Source organism: Nonomuraea sp. NPDC048882, assembly GCF_040649755.1.
Classification (GTDB): Bacteria; Actinomycetota; Actinomycetes; order Streptosporangiales; family Streptosporangiaceae; genus Nonomuraea; species Nonomuraea maheshkhaliensis.
Map to the genome: position 1 here is coordinate 74,779 of NZ_JBEZGB010000023.1, position 14,952 is coordinate 89,730.

The window sequence follows — 14,952 nt, forward strand, 5'->3', positions numbered from 1 at the left end:
CACGGGGAACGGCGTCCGCCGGCGTCGGCGTTCACTGGGCTATGTCCTGGCGCAATGCCACCGCCCCGCGCAGATAGACGTGCTGGATCTCCGACCGCGGGCGGTCGGTCTCGATGTGCGCCATCAGGCGTACGACGCGAGGCAGCGCGCCCGGCACGTCGATCTCGGTGCAGCAGATCAGCGGCACATCGTGGAAGCCCAGCTTACGCGCCGCGAGCGCGGGGAACTCGGAGGTCAGGTCGGGCGTGGCCGTGAACAGCACGCTGATCACGTCGTCCGGGGTCAGCCGGTTACGCTCCATGATCGCACTGACCAGCTCGGTCGTCCCGGAGATGACCGAGTCGCGGTCGTCGGCGTCCACCTGGATCGCCCCGCGGATCGCCCGCACCATGTGGTTCGTCCCCCTCTTATACCGGAGAGCCCGTGCGGAGGTTCGCACGGGCTCCTGCGTCCGGCCAGATTACAGCTTCACGGCCGCGTACAGCTCGCCGACTTCCTTCAGGCTCAGCGACCTGACGGTGCCCGGCTTGGTCCGGCCCAGCTTCACCGGCCCGAACTCGATCCTGGCCAGGTCGATCACCCGGTGACCCGCCTCCTCTAGCATCCGCCTGACCACGTGCTTGCGGCCCTCGTGCAGGACCACCTCGACCAGCGCCTGCTGGCCGTGCTCGTGCACGACGGCGAAGGAGTCGGCCCTGGCCAGGCCGTCCTCCAGCTCGATGCCCTGCTTCAGGCGCCGGGCCAGGTCACGCGGGATCGGCCCCGGCACCTTGGCCCAGTACTTCTTCTGCACGCCGTAGCTGGGGTGCGTCAGCCGGTTGGCCAGCTCCCCGTCGTTGGTGAGCAGCAGCAGGCCCTCGGTCTCGGTGTCCAGCCGCCCCACGTGGAACAGCCTCGGCGCCAGCTCCTCGACGAAGTCGGCCAGGCACGGCCGGCCCTGCGGGTCGTCCATCGTGGAGACCACGCCGATGGGCTTGTTGAGCGCGTAGTAGACCAGGTCGGGCGCGGTCGGGATGCGCTTGCCGTCCACGTGGATGACCTGGGCGGCCGGGTCGACCTTGGCGCCGAACCTCCGTACGACCTGGCCGTTGACGGTGACGCGGCCCTCGCCGATCATCTCCTCGCAGGCCCTGCGGCTGGCGACGCCCGCCTGCGCGAGCACCTTCTGCAGCCGTACGCCGCCCGGCACCTCGGTGGTGTCGCGCTCGTCGGTGTAGCCCTCGGGGTAGAAGTCGTAGTCGCGGAGCGGCTGGCGGGCGGCCTTCACCCGGTCGCGCTGCGGGCTGCCGGAGCCGTCACGCCCGCGCGAGGAGCCCTCAGAGCCGTCGCGCCCGCGCCCGGGGCCGCCGAAGCCCTCCCGGCCGCGCCCGGAGCCGGCGAAGCCGTCACGACCACGCTGGGAGCCACGGTAGCCGTCGCGTCCGCCGCCGCCGCCGAGCGTCTGCACCTCATCACGCCGGGACGTACGCGCCCCGCGCCCGTCACCACTGCGCCCGTTCCCGCTGCGCCCGTCACCGCCGCGCCTGTCGGCACCGCGCCCTGCGCCGCCGTACCCGGCGCCGCTGTACCCGGCGCCGCGTGCGTCGCCTCCGGGCCTGCCGCCGCGGTCGTCGCCGTCGCGCCTGCCGTAGCGGGAACGGGTCGAGTTCGTGCCGCTGGGAGCGGTGTCCTCACGACGCCCGCTCCGCCCGGCCCTGAACCCGGCGCCGCGCTCGTCACGCCCGCCGTCGTGCCCCCTGTCACGCCCGCCGTCACGCGCGCCGTCATACGCACTGTCAGGCCGGTCGCCACGGAAGTCGCCGCGCCCGCCGTCACGTCGTTCGGCACGGAAGTCACCACGCCCGCCGTCACGCCGGTCGCCACGGGAGTCGCCGAACCGGTCGTCCCGGCCCTCGGGGCGGTAACCGCCCCGGTCGCCGTCGCGCGGCCGCTCGTCGCGGCCGTAACGGCCTTCACGCCGGTCGTCCCCGCCGCCGAAGCGGCTGTCACGCCGGTCACCGCCGCTGAAACGGCTCGTACCACGGTCGCCGCCGCCGGTACGGGAGTCACCGCCGCCGAAGCGGCTCGTCCCACGGTCACCACCACCGAAACGGCTGGTGCCACGGTCACCGCCGCCGAAGCGGCTCGCGCCACGGTCGCCACCGGCCGGACGGCTCTCGCGGCGGTCGCCGCCGAAGCGGGCCTCGCGGTCGCCGCCTGGGGAACGCTCCTCGCGCTGGAAGCGGCTCGGGCGGTCGCCGTCGCCGTAACGGGCGCGGGATCCGCCACGGTCGGCGCGGAGAGAGTCGCGCGCGGGCCGGTCGCGGAAGTCGTCGCGGCGGGATCCGCCGCGGTTGTCGTCGCCGCCGCGGGATCCGCCGCGGAAGCCGTTGTCGCCCCGGGACGTGCCGCGGGAGTCACTCTCACCGCGGTAGCCACCACGGGAGTCGCTGTCACCGCGGTAACCGCCGCGGGAGTCGTTGTCGCGGCGGTTACCGCCGCGGCTGTCGTCGGAGCGGAAGGCGGGACGCCCACTGCGGCCGGAGCCGCCGGTACGTCCACGACCGCGTCCATCACCGGACGGGGTGCTGCGCCTGTTGATCACTTTGTCGTCTCCTCGAGATTCTCCAAGTCGTCAGGGAGGAAGGGCGCGAGCTCGGGAAGCTCGCTCAGGTCCCGCAGTCCCAGACGTTCAAGGAAGTATGAGCTTGTCCGGTAGAGCACTGCCTGGCTCTCCGGGTCGGAGCCGGCCTCTTCGACCAGTCCCCTGGCGACGAGCGTCCGCATGACGCCGTCGCTGTTGACGCCGCGCACGGCGGCGACTCGGGCGCGGCTCACCGGTTGCCGGTAGGCCACCACCGCGAGTGTCTCCAACGCGGCCTGGGTCAGCCGCGACTGCTGGCCGTCGCGTACGAACCGCTCGACCAGTTGTGCGCAGTCGGCACGCGTGTAAAAACGCCAGCCGCCCGCGACCTCTCGCAAGTCGAAACCCCGCCCCGAAGCGGTGTATTCCGCGGCCAGGCCGCGCAGAGCGGCACCCACCTCGTGTGTGGGCCGCTCCAGCACCTGCGCGAGGGTCACCTCGGCGACGGGCTCGTCGACTACAAGAAGGATAGCCTCCAACGCCGCCGCAAGCGTCGGCCCTCCCCCCGAGCCCCCGTCCGGCTCCCCCGCCACACCCTGCTCGACCTCACCCGACTCCGCCACGGCCGGCTCCGGCTCGCCCTGCTCCACCGCACCCGCCTCTGGCGCGTCCGGAACGGGCTCCGGCTCGGCATCGTCCGCCGGATCCGGCTCCACCGGTCCGGAACCCGCGGGCGGGGAACCCTCCTCGACCTCCTCGGAGAGCGCGCCGGACGCACCGTCCCAAGCCCCGAGGTCCGGCGCGGTCTCCGTGGAAGCAGCGGCGGGATCGGCGGGAGCCGTGTCAGGTTCCTCCGCCCCGAGGTCCGCGTCCGTTTCCTCCACCGCGGGCGCGCCCGGCTGCACGAGGGAGCCCGGCAGCGTCATCCAGGCGGGCAGCGGCGGGTCGGAGTCGGGTGACCTGCGCGGGTTGGGCAGGGGGTTGTCGTCAGTCATGGGATGGCTTCTCCGCGGATTCCTCGTAGTCGTCGCCCACCGCCACGTCCCCGTCGTCCGTCCCCGTCCAGGTCACGTGCAGGTCGCCGAGCGGCTCGACCTGCTCGAACGTCACCGCCGACTCCCTGAACAGCTCCAGCACGGCCAGGAACCGCGCGATGACCTCGAACGTGCCCTCGCAGTCGGACGTGAGCGCCCTGAAGGTGGCCCGCCGGAGCCGGCGCAGGTGCATGACCAGGATCGCCGCCTGCTCCTTGACGCTGGCCAGCGGCTGGTAGATGTGGCCGACGTTGACGGTCGGCGGCAGTTTCGGGGTGAAGGCCTTGGCGGCGATGCGGGCCAGCTGCTCGGGCCCGATGCCGAGGATCAGCTCGGGCAGCAGGTTGGCGAACTGCTCCTCCATCGGCACGGTACGCGGGAAGCGCAGCGCCTCCGCGGCCATCCGCCCGGCGAAGATCTTCGCCACTTCCTTGTACGCCTTGTACTGCAGCAGCCGGGCGAACAGCAGGTCCCTGGCCTCCAGCAGGGCCAGGTCCTCCTCGTCCTCGACCTCGCCCGACGGCAGCAGCCGGGCCGCCTTGAGGTCGAGCAGGGTGGCCGCCACCAGCAGGAAGTGGCTGGTCTGGTCGAGGTCCCACTCGGGCCCCTTGGCCCGGATGTAGGCGATGAACTCGTCGGTGACCTTGGAGAGCGAGACCTCGGTGATGTCGAGCTTGTGTTTGGCGATGAGGCCGAGGAGCAGATCGAACGGGCCCTCGAAGACGTCCAGGTGGACCTGGAAGCCTCCAGGTGTGCTCTGCTCTTCGGTCACCTGGCCATTGTGGCAGGCGCCGGCCAGCGCGAGAGCACCTCGCGGGCCAGCTCACGGTAGGCGTTGGCGCCGAGGGACGACGGGTCGAACGTCGTGATGGGCTCGCCGGCCACGGTGGCGTCGGGGAAGCGCACGGTGCGGTTGATGACGGTGTGGAACACCTTGTCACCGAACGCCTCGACCACCCGGGCCAGCACCTCGCGCCCGTGGAGGGTGCGGGCGTCGTACATGGTGGCGAGCAGGCCCTCGATCTCAAGATCCTCGTTGAGCCGCTCCTGCACCTTGGAGATGGTGTCCATGAGCAGCGCCACGCCGCGCAGGGCGAAGAACTCGCACTCCAGCGGCACCATCACACCGTGCGCGCAGGTCAGCGCGTTGATGGTGAGCAGGCCAAGCGAGGGCTGGCAGTCGATGAGGCACACGTCGTAGTGGGGCAGCAGCGGCTTGATCACGCGCCCGAGCACCTGCTCGCGGGCCACCTCGGTGACGAGCTGGACCTCGGCCGCGGAAAGGTCGATGTTGCTCGGCAGCAGGTCGAGGCCCTCGACGCCGGTTTCGAGCAGCACGTCCTCGGCGGTGACGTTGCGCTCCATGAGCAGGTTGTAGACGGTCAGGTCGAGCTGGAGCGGGTTGATGCCCAGGCCGACCGACAGCGCCCCCTGCGGGTCGAAGTCGACGAGCAGCACCTTGAGACCGCATTCGACCAGGGCGGCACCCAGATTGATGGTGGTCGTGGTCTTGCCGACGCCACCCTTCTGGTTGACCATCGCGACCACACGCGCCGGGCCGTGCACCGCCGGTGGCACCGGCTCGGGGAACACGGGTCTGGGCCGCTGCGTGGGGCCCAGGTTGACGCCGTTGGAAGGCGTGTTGGTCTTCGTGTCGCCCCAGGGGTTGTCGGGGGTCCCCGGGGTCGAACCCTTGGTCGTCACAGTCACCAGCTCGAACCTCCCTGACGATCCCGAACCGGACCGTCCGGACGGACACTATGGCGTCACCACTTAACGCGGCAAGGCGGCACGCCGAGGGTGGCGCACGTGTCAAAAGACTATAGATCACTGACGGGCACGCGGATGCGCGGCCGCGTACACCTCGCGGAGCTTGTCGACCGTGACCAGCGTATAGACCTGCGTGGTCGTCACAGAGGCATGGCCGAGCAACTCCTGTACCACCCTAACGTCCGCGCCGCCGTCCAAAAGGTGAGTTGCAAAGGAATGGCGGAGTACGTGGGGACTTATCCGGTCGAGTCCGGCGCGTTCGGCGGCGGCCTGGAGCACTTCCCAGGCTCCCTGCCTGGTCAGCCGCCCGCCGCGGGCGTTGAGGAAGACCGCGGGGGTGCCGCGGCCGTGGGCCAGGAGCCCGGGGCGGGCCCGGACGAGGTACGCGTCCAGGGCGGAACGGGCATAGCGCCCCAAGGGCACCACCCTGGTACGCGCGCCCTTCCCGCGCAGCCGTACCTGGTCGTCCTCCAGGTCGTCCACGGCCAGCCCGACGGCCTCGGAGATGCGGGCTCCGGTGCCGTACAGGACTTCGAGCAGGGCGCGGTTGCGCAGAGTGAGCGGGGCGCCGTCGGGGCCCGAGGCCGCGATGAGGCGTTCGACCTCGTCCACGGCGATGGCCTTGGGCAGCCGGCGGAGCTGGCGCGGCGGGCGTACCTCGTGGGCGGGGTCGTGGGCCGTCACGCCTTCGCGCAGGGCGAAACGGTGCAGGCCGCGCACGGCGGAGACGGCGCGGGCGGCGGAGCTGGCCACGAGCGCGGGGTGCTCGCCGTCGCCCTCGCGCAGCGCGGCGAGGAAGGCCAGCACGTCGGCCTCCCCCACCTCGCCCAGCTCCAGGCGGCCCCGCGCCTGGAGGTGCTCGCAGTATCGGCGCAGGTCACGCCGGTAGGACGCGAGCGTGTTGGCAGCCAGGCCCCGTTCCACCGCGAGATGGGCGAGGTAGCTGGAGAGCACCGCCTCCACGAACTGGTCCTTCCGTCACGCCTCCGGGGCGTCGGCGGGGCGCAACAAGGAGTACCCCTCGACCGAAGCCGCATATGCGGCGAGGATACCGGCCACGGCCGGGGAATTGTGGATCATTCCCATGAGCGCCTTCTCGACGGCGTCGGCGAGAAGCACCCATTCGACCGGCATGTCGATCTCCTCGTGCCGGTGCACGAAGCCGTTCTCCTCGTCGGGGATCTTGGTCAGGTCGCGGGCGAGGAACACCCTGATGCGCTCGTCGCTCATGCCGGGCGACGAGCGCAGGTCGACGAGCGTGTGCCAGACGCCGGCCCGGTAGCCGGCCTCCTCGGCGAGCTCGCGGGCGGCGGTGTCGACCAGCGGTTCGCCTGCCACGTCGCGCAGTCCGGCGGGCAGCTCCCACATGAGCCGGCGGGTGGGGTGGCGGTACTGCCTGATCATCAGGACGCGGTCGTGCTCGTCGAGGGCGAGCACCGCGACCGCGCCGGGGTGCACCACGTAGTCGCGGTCGGCGACCTCGTCTCGGGGCATCCTGACGGTGTCGGTGACGACCTCGATGACGTGGCCCTTGAACCGGGGTCTCGATTCGACGACTTCCCACGACTCGGGCGTGTCCGCGATCATGGTCGCGCTCGTCTCCCGCCTCGGCGAGCCCGGCCCGCCGCCGGCGCCGTCCTGACGACCTGCGCCGTCGTCCGAGCCGGAGCCGTCGTACGGACCTGAGCCCTCGGCCCCGGCGCCGTTCACGGCCCCACCTTGGCGGCGACGCGGCTGTCGGCGTATTCGAGCGCGGCGCTGATCAGACCCTTGAACATCGGGTTGGCCCGCGTCGGCCGGGAGCGGAACTCGGGGTGCGCCTGGGTGCCGATGAAGAACGGGTGCAGGTCCGGGGGCAGCTCGGTGTACTCGACCAGGCGCCCGTCGGGCGACAGCCCCGAGAAGATCAGGCCGACGCTCTCCAGCTTGTCGCGGTAGGCGTTGTTGACCTCGTAGCGGTGGCGGTGGCGCTCGTCGGCCTTGGCCTTGCCGGCGTAGAGCCGCCGCGCGAGCGTGCCCTCGCCGAGCTTGGCCGTGTAGCTGCCGAGACGCATGGTGCCGCCCATGTCGCGCTCGCCGGCGACCACGTCCTCCTGGTCGGCCATGGTGGAGATGACCGGGTGCTTGGTGTCGGGGTCGAACTCGGCGGAGTTGGCGTCCTCGATGCCGGCCATGTTGCGCGCGGCCTCGATGACCATGCCCTGCATGCCGAGGCAGATGCCGAGCAGCGGGATCTTGCCCTCGCGGGCGTGCCGGATGGCGCCGATCTTGCCCTCGATGCCGCGGACGCCGAACCCGCCGGGGATCAGCACGCCGTCCACGCCGTCGAGCTCGCGCGCGGCCCCTTCCGGGGTCTCGCAGTCGTCGCTCTTGACCCAGCGGATGTTGACGCGCGCGTCGTTGGCGAAGCCGCCGGCCCGCAGCGCCTCGGTGACGGACAGGTAGGCGTCGGGCAGGTCGATGTATTTCCCGACCAGCGCGATCGTGACCTCCTTGGCCGGGCGGTGCACCCGGCGCAGGAGCTGCTCCCACTCCTTCCAGTCCACGTCGCGGAAGGGCAGGCCGAGCCGGCGCACCACGTACGCGTCGAGCCCCTCGGAGTGCAGGACCTTCGGGATGTCGTAGATCGAGGCCGCGTCCACGGCGGAGACGACGGCGTCCTCGTCCACGTCGCACATGAGACTGATCTTGCGCTTGATCGCCGTCTGCACGGGCCGGTCGGAGCGCAGCACGATCGCGTCCGGCTGGATGCCGATGCTGCGCAGCGCCGCCACGCTGTGCTGGGTCGGCTTGGTCTTCAGCTCGCCCGAGGGGCCGATGTAGGGCAGCAGCGAGACGTGCAGGAAGAACACGTTGTCGCGCCCGACCTCGTGCCTGATCTGGCGTACGGCCTCCAGGAACGGCAGCGACTCGATGTCGCCCACCGTGCCGCCGACCTCGGTGATGACGACGTCCACGTCAGGGCCGGCCATGCCCCGGATGCGGTCCTTGATCTCGTTGGTGATGTGCGGGATGACCTGGACGGTGTCGCCCAGGTATTCGCCCCGCCGCTCCTTGGCGATGACGTTGGAGTAGACCTGGCCGGTGGTCACGTTGGCCGAGCCGTGCAGGTCGGTGTCGAGGAAGCGTTCGTAGTGGCCGACGTCGAGGTCGGTCTCGGCACCGTCGTCGGTGACGAAGACCTCGCCGTGCTGGAACGGGTTCATGGTGCCGGGGTCGACGTTGAGGTAAGGGTCGAGCTTCTGCATGGTGACCCTGAGACCGCGCCCTTTGAGCAGGCGACCGAGGCTGGATGCCGTGAGCCCCTTGCCGAGACTGGAGGCGACACCGCCGGTGACGAACAGATGCTTGGTTTGCGATGCGCTGCGCAAAGGGGCTCCCGTGGCTCGAGGTGTGGTCGAAGTGTCCACGGGCTCTCAGGATATCAAACAACGCCCCTCACATGCCCTAACGGCATGACCTAGCGGGTAACTTTGGTCCCTATGTCACTTGTACGCCGGGCTTTGGGCGCTTTTGTACACCGCGCCTACCGGGCGATCCGCCGGGCCGGCGAGATCACTCCGGTCAGCCCATCCGGCTACCGGTTCCGCCGGCTCGGCGACGGCGTCAGCATCGCCTTCCCGCCCGGCGCGATCTTCGGTGAGCGGTGGATCGAGATCGGCGACCACACACTCATCGGCGAGCGGGTCTCGCTCTCCTGCGGCATGATGCCGGGCCCCGACCTCGGCCCCGACGCGATCCTGCGCATCGGCGGGAGCTGCTCGATCGGCAGGGGCACGCACATCGTGGCGCACCAGTCGATCGACATCGGCGACGACGTCTTCACCGGCCCGTACGTGTACATCACCGACCAGAACCACGTCTACGACGACCCCGACATCCCGATCGGGCGGCAGTGGCCCCGCAACAGCCCGGTCTCGATCGGCTCCGGCTCGTGGCTGGGCGCGGGGGCGATCATCCTGCCGGGCACCACGCTGGGGCGGCAGTGCGTGGTGGCGGGCGGCGCGGTGGTGCGCGGCGAGTTCCCCGACCACAGCGTGGTCGCCGGCGTGCCGGCCAGGCGGGTCCGCGGCTACACGCCGGAGCTCGGCTGGCACGCGCCCATCACGCTGGACGCGACCACATGAGCATTCTCGGACGCGGTCGCATGTGAGGCGTGACCCCATGAGAACCCGCGCGGGGATGGACCGAACAAGGTTCTGACCGTTAGCGTCGGGGGCATGCGGACCGCCATTTGCGAGCGTTTAGGCATCGAGTTCCCGTTGTTCGCCTTCAGCCACTGCCGTGACGTGGTGGCCGCCGTCACCAACGCGGGCGGCTTCGGGGTGCTGGGGGCGGTCGCGTACTCGCCCGACCAGCTCGACACGGAGCTGACCTGGCTGGACGGGCAGGTGGGCGGCCGGCCGTACGGCGTGGACGTGCTCGTGCCCGGCAAGGTCGACCCTTCCGCCCACGACCGGCGCGTGCACCTCATGGACGCCGTGCCCGACCGGCACCGCGACTTCGTCACGCACCTGCTGGCCAAGTACGGCGTCAGCGCCCCCGGCCGGCCGATGACGCCGGTGGCCGACGAGATGGGCAGACGGGTGACGGCGTCCGGGGCGACAGGGCTGATCGACGTGGCGCTCAAGCATCGCATCGGCCTGATCGCCAGCGCGCTCGGGCCGCCCCCGCCCGAGATGGTGACCAGGGCCAGGGAGGCGGGCGTGCCGGTCGCCGCGCTGGTCGGCACCGTCGAGCACGCCCGCAGGCAGGTGGCCGCCGGCGCCGACCTCATCGTGGCGCAGGGCACCGAGGCGGGCGGGCACACCGGCGAGATCTCCACGCTGGTGCTGGTGCCGCAGGTCGTGGACGCGGTCGGCCCGGTTCCGGTGCTGGCCGCGGGCGGGATCGCGTCGGGACGGCAGATGGCCGCCGCCATGGCGCTCGGGGCCGAGGGCGTGTGGTGCGGCTCGGTCTGGCTCACGACCGAGGAGGCGGAGACGTCTCCCGCGGTCAAGCGCAAGATGCTGGCGGCCTCGTCGCTGGACACCGTCAGGTCCCGCTCCCGTACGGGCAAGCCCGCCCGGCAGCTCAAGTCGGCCTGGACCGAGGAGTGGGACGCCGGGCAGGAGAGCCCTGGGCCGCTGGGGATGCCGCTGCAGATGCTGCTGGCCGAGGGCGCGATGGGGCGCATCGTGGCGGCGGCGGAGAAGGGCGAGCCTGGGGCGCTGGAGCTGGCCAACTACTTCGTGGGGCAGGTCGTGGGCCAGCTCGACCGGGTACGGCCGGCCAGGGACGTGGTCTACGAGATGATCGCCGAGTTCGGCGACGCGGTCGACCGCCTGCGGCGCCTGTCGGAGTGAATGCGGCGCCTGTCGGACCGGCCGCCGCGTCTCACCGCGGCGGCAGGTCCGGCAGCGAAGTCGCGGCGTGCCGGGCGCGAACTCGGTGCGGCCCGGCGCAGAGCCGGTGAGGCCCCGGGCGCGGACCCCGTAGGGAAGATGTCCGGCAAAGGGTAATCTGCGCCTGTGGTCGGGATCCCGCCTGAGCTGGAGCGCGGCACCGGCGTCCCCGCGCACGTGCAGATCGAGCGCTGGCTGCTCGCCTCGATCGCCGGCGGCGAGCTGGCGCCGGGCGACCGGCTGCCCGGCGAGCGGGAGCTGGCCGGACGCCTCGGCGTGAGCAGGATGACGCTCAGGCAGGCACTGGCCTCGCTGGAACGCGACGGCGTGCTGCTCCGGCTGCCCGGCAGGTCGGGCGGGGCGTTCATCGCCGAGCCGCGCATCGAGTGCGACCTGACGGGGCTGGCCGGGTTCACCGAGCAGATGCGCCGCGCCCACCTGCGGGCCGAGGCACGGGTGCTGCGGGCCGCGACGGTGCCCGCGCCCGCCGCCGCGGCCACCGCGCTCGGCGTCGCGGCCGGGGCGCCGGTGCACGAGGTGGCGCGGGTACGCTCGGCGGGCCGGTCGCCGGTCGCGCTGGAGCGCTCCTACTTCCCCGACCTGCCCGGCCTGCTCGACCAGGACCTCACCGGCTCCCTGTACGCGCTCCTGGCGGCCCGCTACGACCTGGAGCCGCGTACGGCGGTCGAACGCCTCGACCCGGTGATCGCCCGCCCGGCCGAGGCCGCCGAGCTGGGCATCGAGCCGGGCAGACCGCTCATGCTGATCGAGCGCACCGCCTACGCCGGCGACGGGACCCCGGTGGAGTACGCGCTCGACCTGTTCCGCCCCGACCGGGTGCGCATCTCGGTGCGCAGCGGCGTCAGGGAACCACCGGGCCCTTGACCACGGTCCCCGCCACCCAGGCGCCCTCCACCTCGATCTCGACCGGTGTGCCGGGGGCGGCCTCCAGGTAGGCGTAGGCGATGGAGGCGCGGGCGGTGTAGCCGTAGCCGCCCGAGGTGACGCGGGAGACCACGTCGCCCGCCACCCGTACCGGCTCGTTGCCCAGCGCGACCGCTCCGGGGTCGTCCAGCGTCACGCAGCGCAGCCTGCGCGGCGGCGCCGGGTCCAGCGCGTCGCGGCCGAGGAACTCCTTGTCGTTCTTGACGCAGAAGCCCAGCCCGGCCTCGTACGGCGTGGTCTCGGGCCCGATGTCGGCGCCCCACACCCGGTAGCCCTTCTCCAGTCTGAGGCTGTCGATGGCCCGGTAGCCGCCGGCCACGAGCCCGTACGGCTCGCCCGCCCGCCACAGCGTCTGCCACAGCCCCAGCCCGTACTCGGTGGAGCAGTAGAGCTCCCACCCGTGCTCCCCCACGAACGTCACCCGCAGCGCCAGCACCGGCACGTCGCCCACGGTCAGCTCCCGCGCCGACATGAACGGGAAGTCCAGCGGATCGGGCGTCAGCCCGGACATGACGTCGCGGGCGCGCGGCCCCCACAGGGCGAAGCAGGCGTACTGTCCGGTCACGTCGGCGATCCGGGCCGTGGCGCCGGTGCGGGCGGCCTGCTTGCGCAGCCAGCCGAGGTCGTGCGAGCCGAACGCGGTGCCGGTGACGATCAGGAACTCCTCCTCACCGCGCCGGGTGACGGTGAAGTCGCACTCGATGCCGCCGCGCCGGTTGAGCGCCTGCGTGTAGGTGACGGCGCCGACCTCGCGGGCGACCCGGTTGTCGCAGACCCACTCCAGCAGCTCGGCGGCGTCAGGGCCGGTGACCTCGATCTTGGCGAACGAGCTCTCGTCGAACAGCCCGGCGGCCGTGCGTGTGGCCCGGTGCTCGGCGCCGATCGCGGGCGACCAGAGCCGCCCGGCCCATCCGCGCGGCCGCTCGCCCGTTCCATTCCCTTCGTTGGACGCGTAGTAGTTGACCCGCTCCCAGCCCGACTTCTCCCCGAAGACGGCGCCGTGTCCGGCGTGCCAGCCGTAGGCGGGCGACAGGCGCAGCGGCCGCCCCGCCGACCGTTCGTGGCCGGGGTAGCGGATGTCGTAGTACGTCTCGTAGTTCTCGACCGCCCGCTTGAGCGTGTACGACGGCGAGCGGTACTGGCGGCCGAAGCGGCGCACGTCCATGTGCCAGACGTCCATGCTCGGCTCGCCGTCCACGATCCACTCGGCCATGATCCGGCCGATGCCGCCCGCGCCCGCGATGCCGTGGGCGCAGAACCCGGCCGCCACGTAGAACCCGCCCACCTCGGTCTCGCCCAGGCAGAACTCGTTGTCGGGGGTGAACGCCTCGGGGCCGTTGATCAGCTTGCGGATGCCGACGTCGGCCATCGCGGGCACCCTGACCCGGGAGTTGTCGGAGATCTCCTCGAACCTGGGATAGTCCTCGGGCAGCAGCCGGCCGTTGAAGTCGGCGGGCACGGCGTCGAAGGCGTTCGTGGCGGCCGTCCAGGGGGCGCAGGTGCGCTCGTAGCCGCCCATGACCAGGCCCTGGACCTCCTGCCGGTAGTAGACGAGCAGGTCGGGGTCGCGCAGCGTGGGCAGGCCGGCGTGGTCGTGGAAGGCGTCGGTCACGACGTACTGGTGCGACATGGGCACGATCGGCACGCGTACCCCGGCCATGCGGCCGATCTCGGCCGCGAACATGCCGCCGCAGTTGACCACGATCTCGCAGTCGATGTCGCCCTGGTCGGTGCGCACGCCCGTGACACGGCCGCCGGCCGTCTTGACGCCGAGCACGCGGGTGCGGGTGCGTAGCCGCGCGCCGCCCTCGCGGGCGCGGGTGCCGAGCGCGTAGCAGAGCTGGGAGGGGTCGATCTGGCCGTCAGTCGGCAGGTACGCCGCCCCCACCACGCCTTCGGGGTCCATCAGCGGGAACAGCTCCACCGCCTCGGCCACCGAGATCTCCTCCAGCGGCAGCCCGAACGTGCGCGCCCAGCCGATCTGGCGGCGGATCTCCTCCATGCGCTCGGGCGTCGAGGCCAGCTTGATGCCGCCGCACTCGGTCCATCCGGCGTCCAGGGTGCGGTAGAGCTCGACCGAGTACTGGTTCATCCGGGTCAGCGTGGGGTCGGCGCGCAGTTGCCCGACGAGCCCGGCCGAGTGGAAGGTGGAGCCGCTGGTGAGCTCGTCGCGTTCGAGCAGGACGACGTCGCGTTCGCCGAGCTGGGTGAGGTGGTAGGCGACGGACGCGCCGCCCACCCCGCCGCCGATGATCACGATGCGGGCCGAGTCGCTCATGGTCGCGAGGCTAACCGGCGCGCCGGTAAAGGTCTAGACCGTTCGCGGCGGGGCGGCCTAGCATCGAGCATGGCCGCGCCCGAGGTCCTCGATCGCATCCCCCTGCTGTCCGGCCTGCCGCGCTCCGTGGAGGAGCTGCCCGGCGGGCTCACCAACCACAACTACAAGGTGACCACGTCCGCCGGCACCTACGTAGTGCGCGTGTCGGCCAGCGACGGGGCGCTGCTCGCCATCGACAGGGACGCCGAGCACGCCGACTCGATCGCGGCGGCGCGCGCGGGGGTCGGGGCGCCGGTGCACGCCTACCTGCCCGAGCTCGGGGTGCTGGTGGTGGGCTACGTTCCGGCGCGTACGTTCACGGAGGCCGACCTGCGCGATCCGGCCAACCTGCCCCGGGTGGCGCGGGCGTGCCGCCTGCTGCACGCCGGGCCGCGGTTCGTGCGCGACTTCGACATGTTCGACGTGCAGCGACGTTACCTGGACATCGTGCGTGAACGCGGTTTCCGGCTGCCGCCGGACTATCTGGACTTCATGCCCACCGTCGCCCAGATCCAGAAATGTCTGGCGGTGCGCGACGAGGGGACCGTGCCCTGCAACAACGACCTGCTGCCCGGCAACATCCTCGACGACGGCGAACGCCTCTGGCTGATCGACTACGAGTACGCCGGCAACAACGACCCCTGCTTCGAGCTGGGCAACATCTGGAGCGAGTCCGACCTGCCGCTCGGCCATCTGGAGGAGCTCGTCACGGCCTACTACGGCCGCCGCCTGCGCCACAAGATCGCCAGAGCCCGCCTGCTGGGTCTCATGTCGAAATACGGCTGGACACTCTGGGCCTCCATCCAGGACGGCGCCAACTCCACCATCGACTTCGACTTCTGGTCGTGGGGGATGGAGAAGTACGAGCGGGCGGTGGCGGAATTCACTCATTCCGGGCTGATCAGCCTCATGGACGAGGCGACCCGGGCAGACTAGGGG

At 71.7% G+C, this 14,952-nt stretch carries 13 protein-coding genes; 4 read left to right on the top strand and 9 right to left on the bottom strand.

The features are described 5' to 3' along the window. Positions 1–31: 31 nt before the first annotated feature. From aroH to AB0C27_RS48780, 8 genes are all read right to left on the bottom strand, one after another. Complete coding sequence (aroH, locus tag AB0C27_RS48745) at positions 32–391, bottom strand: chorismate mutase (protein WP_106244778.1); 360 nt, start codon at positions 389–391, stop codon at positions 32–34. A 69-nt stretch (positions 392–460) separates the two neighbouring features. Continuing rightward, complete coding sequence (locus AB0C27_RS48750) at positions 461–2,584, bottom strand: pseudouridine synthase (RefSeq protein WP_357860564.1); 2,124 nt, start codon at positions 2,582–2,584, stop codon at positions 461–463. Further along, on the bottom strand, positions 2,581–3,156 hold the full coding sequence (gene scpB, locus AB0C27_RS48755; RefSeq protein ID WP_346109182.1) for an SMC-Scp complex subunit ScpB: 576 nt from the start codon (positions 3,154–3,156) through the stop codon (positions 2,581–2,583). Before scpB ends, AB0C27_RS48750 begins: the two co-directional genes overlap by 4 nt. Positions 3,157–3,550: 394 nt before the next feature. Continuing rightward, positions 3,551–4,369: a segregation/condensation protein A gene (locus AB0C27_RS48760; protein WP_346109166.1), complete on the bottom strand. Its 819-nt coding sequence runs from the start codon at positions 4,367–4,369 to the stop codon at positions 3,551–3,553. Further along, positions 4,366–5,307, bottom strand: a complete 942-nt coding sequence (locus AB0C27_RS48765; protein ID WP_357860567.1) for a ParA family protein — start codon at positions 5,305–5,307, stop codon at positions 4,366–4,368. Before AB0C27_RS48765 ends, AB0C27_RS48760 begins: the two co-directional genes overlap by 4 nt. A gap of 117 nt (positions 5,308–5,424) precedes the next feature. Further along, entirely contained in the window at positions 5,425–6,330 is a 906-nt protein-coding gene (locus AB0C27_RS48770) for a site-specific tyrosine recombinase XerD (RefSeq protein ID WP_357860570.1), read from the bottom strand. A 15-nt stretch (positions 6,331–6,345) separates the two neighbouring features. Continuing rightward, on the bottom strand, positions 6,346–6,954 hold the full coding sequence (locus AB0C27_RS48775) for an NUDIX hydrolase (protein WP_357860707.1): 609 nt from the start codon (positions 6,952–6,954) through the stop codon (positions 6,346–6,348). Positions 6,955–7,073: 119 nt separating this feature from the next. After that, positions 7,074–8,738 carry a CTP synthase gene (locus AB0C27_RS48780; RefSeq protein ID WP_357860573.1) on the bottom strand — a complete coding sequence of 555 codons (1,665 nt, stop codon included), beginning with the start codon at positions 8,736–8,738 and terminating at the stop codon, positions 7,074–7,076. A gap of 111 nt (positions 8,739–8,849) precedes the next feature. On the opposite strand from AB0C27_RS48780, the gene AB0C27_RS48785 reads away from it, so the two are divergent. The 3 genes from AB0C27_RS48785 to AB0C27_RS48795 all read left to right on the top strand — a co-directional run bounded on the left by AB0C27_RS48785 (position 8,850) and on the right by AB0C27_RS48795 (position 11,636). Continuing rightward, entirely contained in the window at positions 8,850–9,494 is a 645-nt protein-coding gene (locus tag AB0C27_RS48785) for a DapH/DapD/GlmU-related protein (RefSeq protein ID WP_357860576.1), read from the top strand. Between the two features lie 93 nt (positions 9,495–9,587). Then, entirely contained in the window at positions 9,588–10,712 is a 1,125-nt protein-coding gene (locus tag AB0C27_RS48790) for a nitronate monooxygenase family protein (protein ID WP_346109175.1), read from the top strand. A gap of 165 nt (positions 10,713–10,877) precedes the next feature. Beyond that, positions 10,878–11,636: a GntR family transcriptional regulator gene (locus AB0C27_RS48795; protein ID WP_357860580.1), complete on the top strand. Its 759-nt coding sequence runs from the start codon at positions 10,878–10,880 to the stop codon at positions 11,634–11,636. Here the strand turns inward: AB0C27_RS48795 and AB0C27_RS48800 are convergent. Continuing rightward, positions 11,614–13,974 (bottom strand): FAD-dependent oxidoreductase, encoded by a 2,361-nt coding sequence (locus AB0C27_RS48800; protein WP_357860583.1) that lies wholly within the window; start codon positions 13,972–13,974, stop codon positions 11,614–11,616. The two genes, AB0C27_RS48795 and AB0C27_RS48800, sit on opposite strands and share 23 nt — an antisense overlap. Before the next feature lie 69 nt (positions 13,975–14,043). Here AB0C27_RS48800 and AB0C27_RS48805 point away from each other — a divergent pair, with 69 nt between their 5' ends. Further along, on the top strand, positions 14,044–14,949 hold the full coding sequence (locus AB0C27_RS48805) for a phosphotransferase (protein WP_357860586.1): 906 nt from the start codon (positions 14,044–14,046) through the stop codon (positions 14,947–14,949). The last annotated feature ends 3 nt before the right edge of the window (positions 14,950–14,952 follow it).

What these genes read in the sequence shown, in the direction of transcription:
- AB0C27_RS48790 (WP_346109175.1), top strand. Translation starts at nt 9,588, where the DNA reads ATGCGGACCGCCATTTGCGAGCGTTTAGGCATCGAGTTCCCGTTGTTC.
- AB0C27_RS48800 (WP_357860583.1), bottom strand. Translation starts at nt 13,974, where the DNA reads ATGAGCGACTCGGCCCGCATCGTGATCATCGGCGGCGGGGTGGGCGGC.
- AB0C27_RS48785 (WP_357860576.1), top strand. Translation starts at nt 8,850, where the DNA reads ATGTCACTTGTACGCCGGGCTTTGGGCGCTTTTGTACACCGCGCCTAC.
- AB0C27_RS48805 (WP_357860586.1), top strand. Translation starts at nt 14,044, where the DNA reads ATGGCCGCGCCCGAGGTCCTCGATCGCATCCCCCTGCTGTCCGGCCTG.
- AB0C27_RS48775 (WP_357860707.1), bottom strand. Translation starts at nt 6,954, where the DNA reads ATGATCGCGGACACGCCCGAGTCGTGGGAAGTCGTCGAATCGAGACCC.
- aroH (WP_106244778.1), bottom strand. Translation starts at nt 391, where the DNA reads ATGGTGCGGGCGATCCGCGGGGCGATCCAGGTGGACGCCGACGACCGC.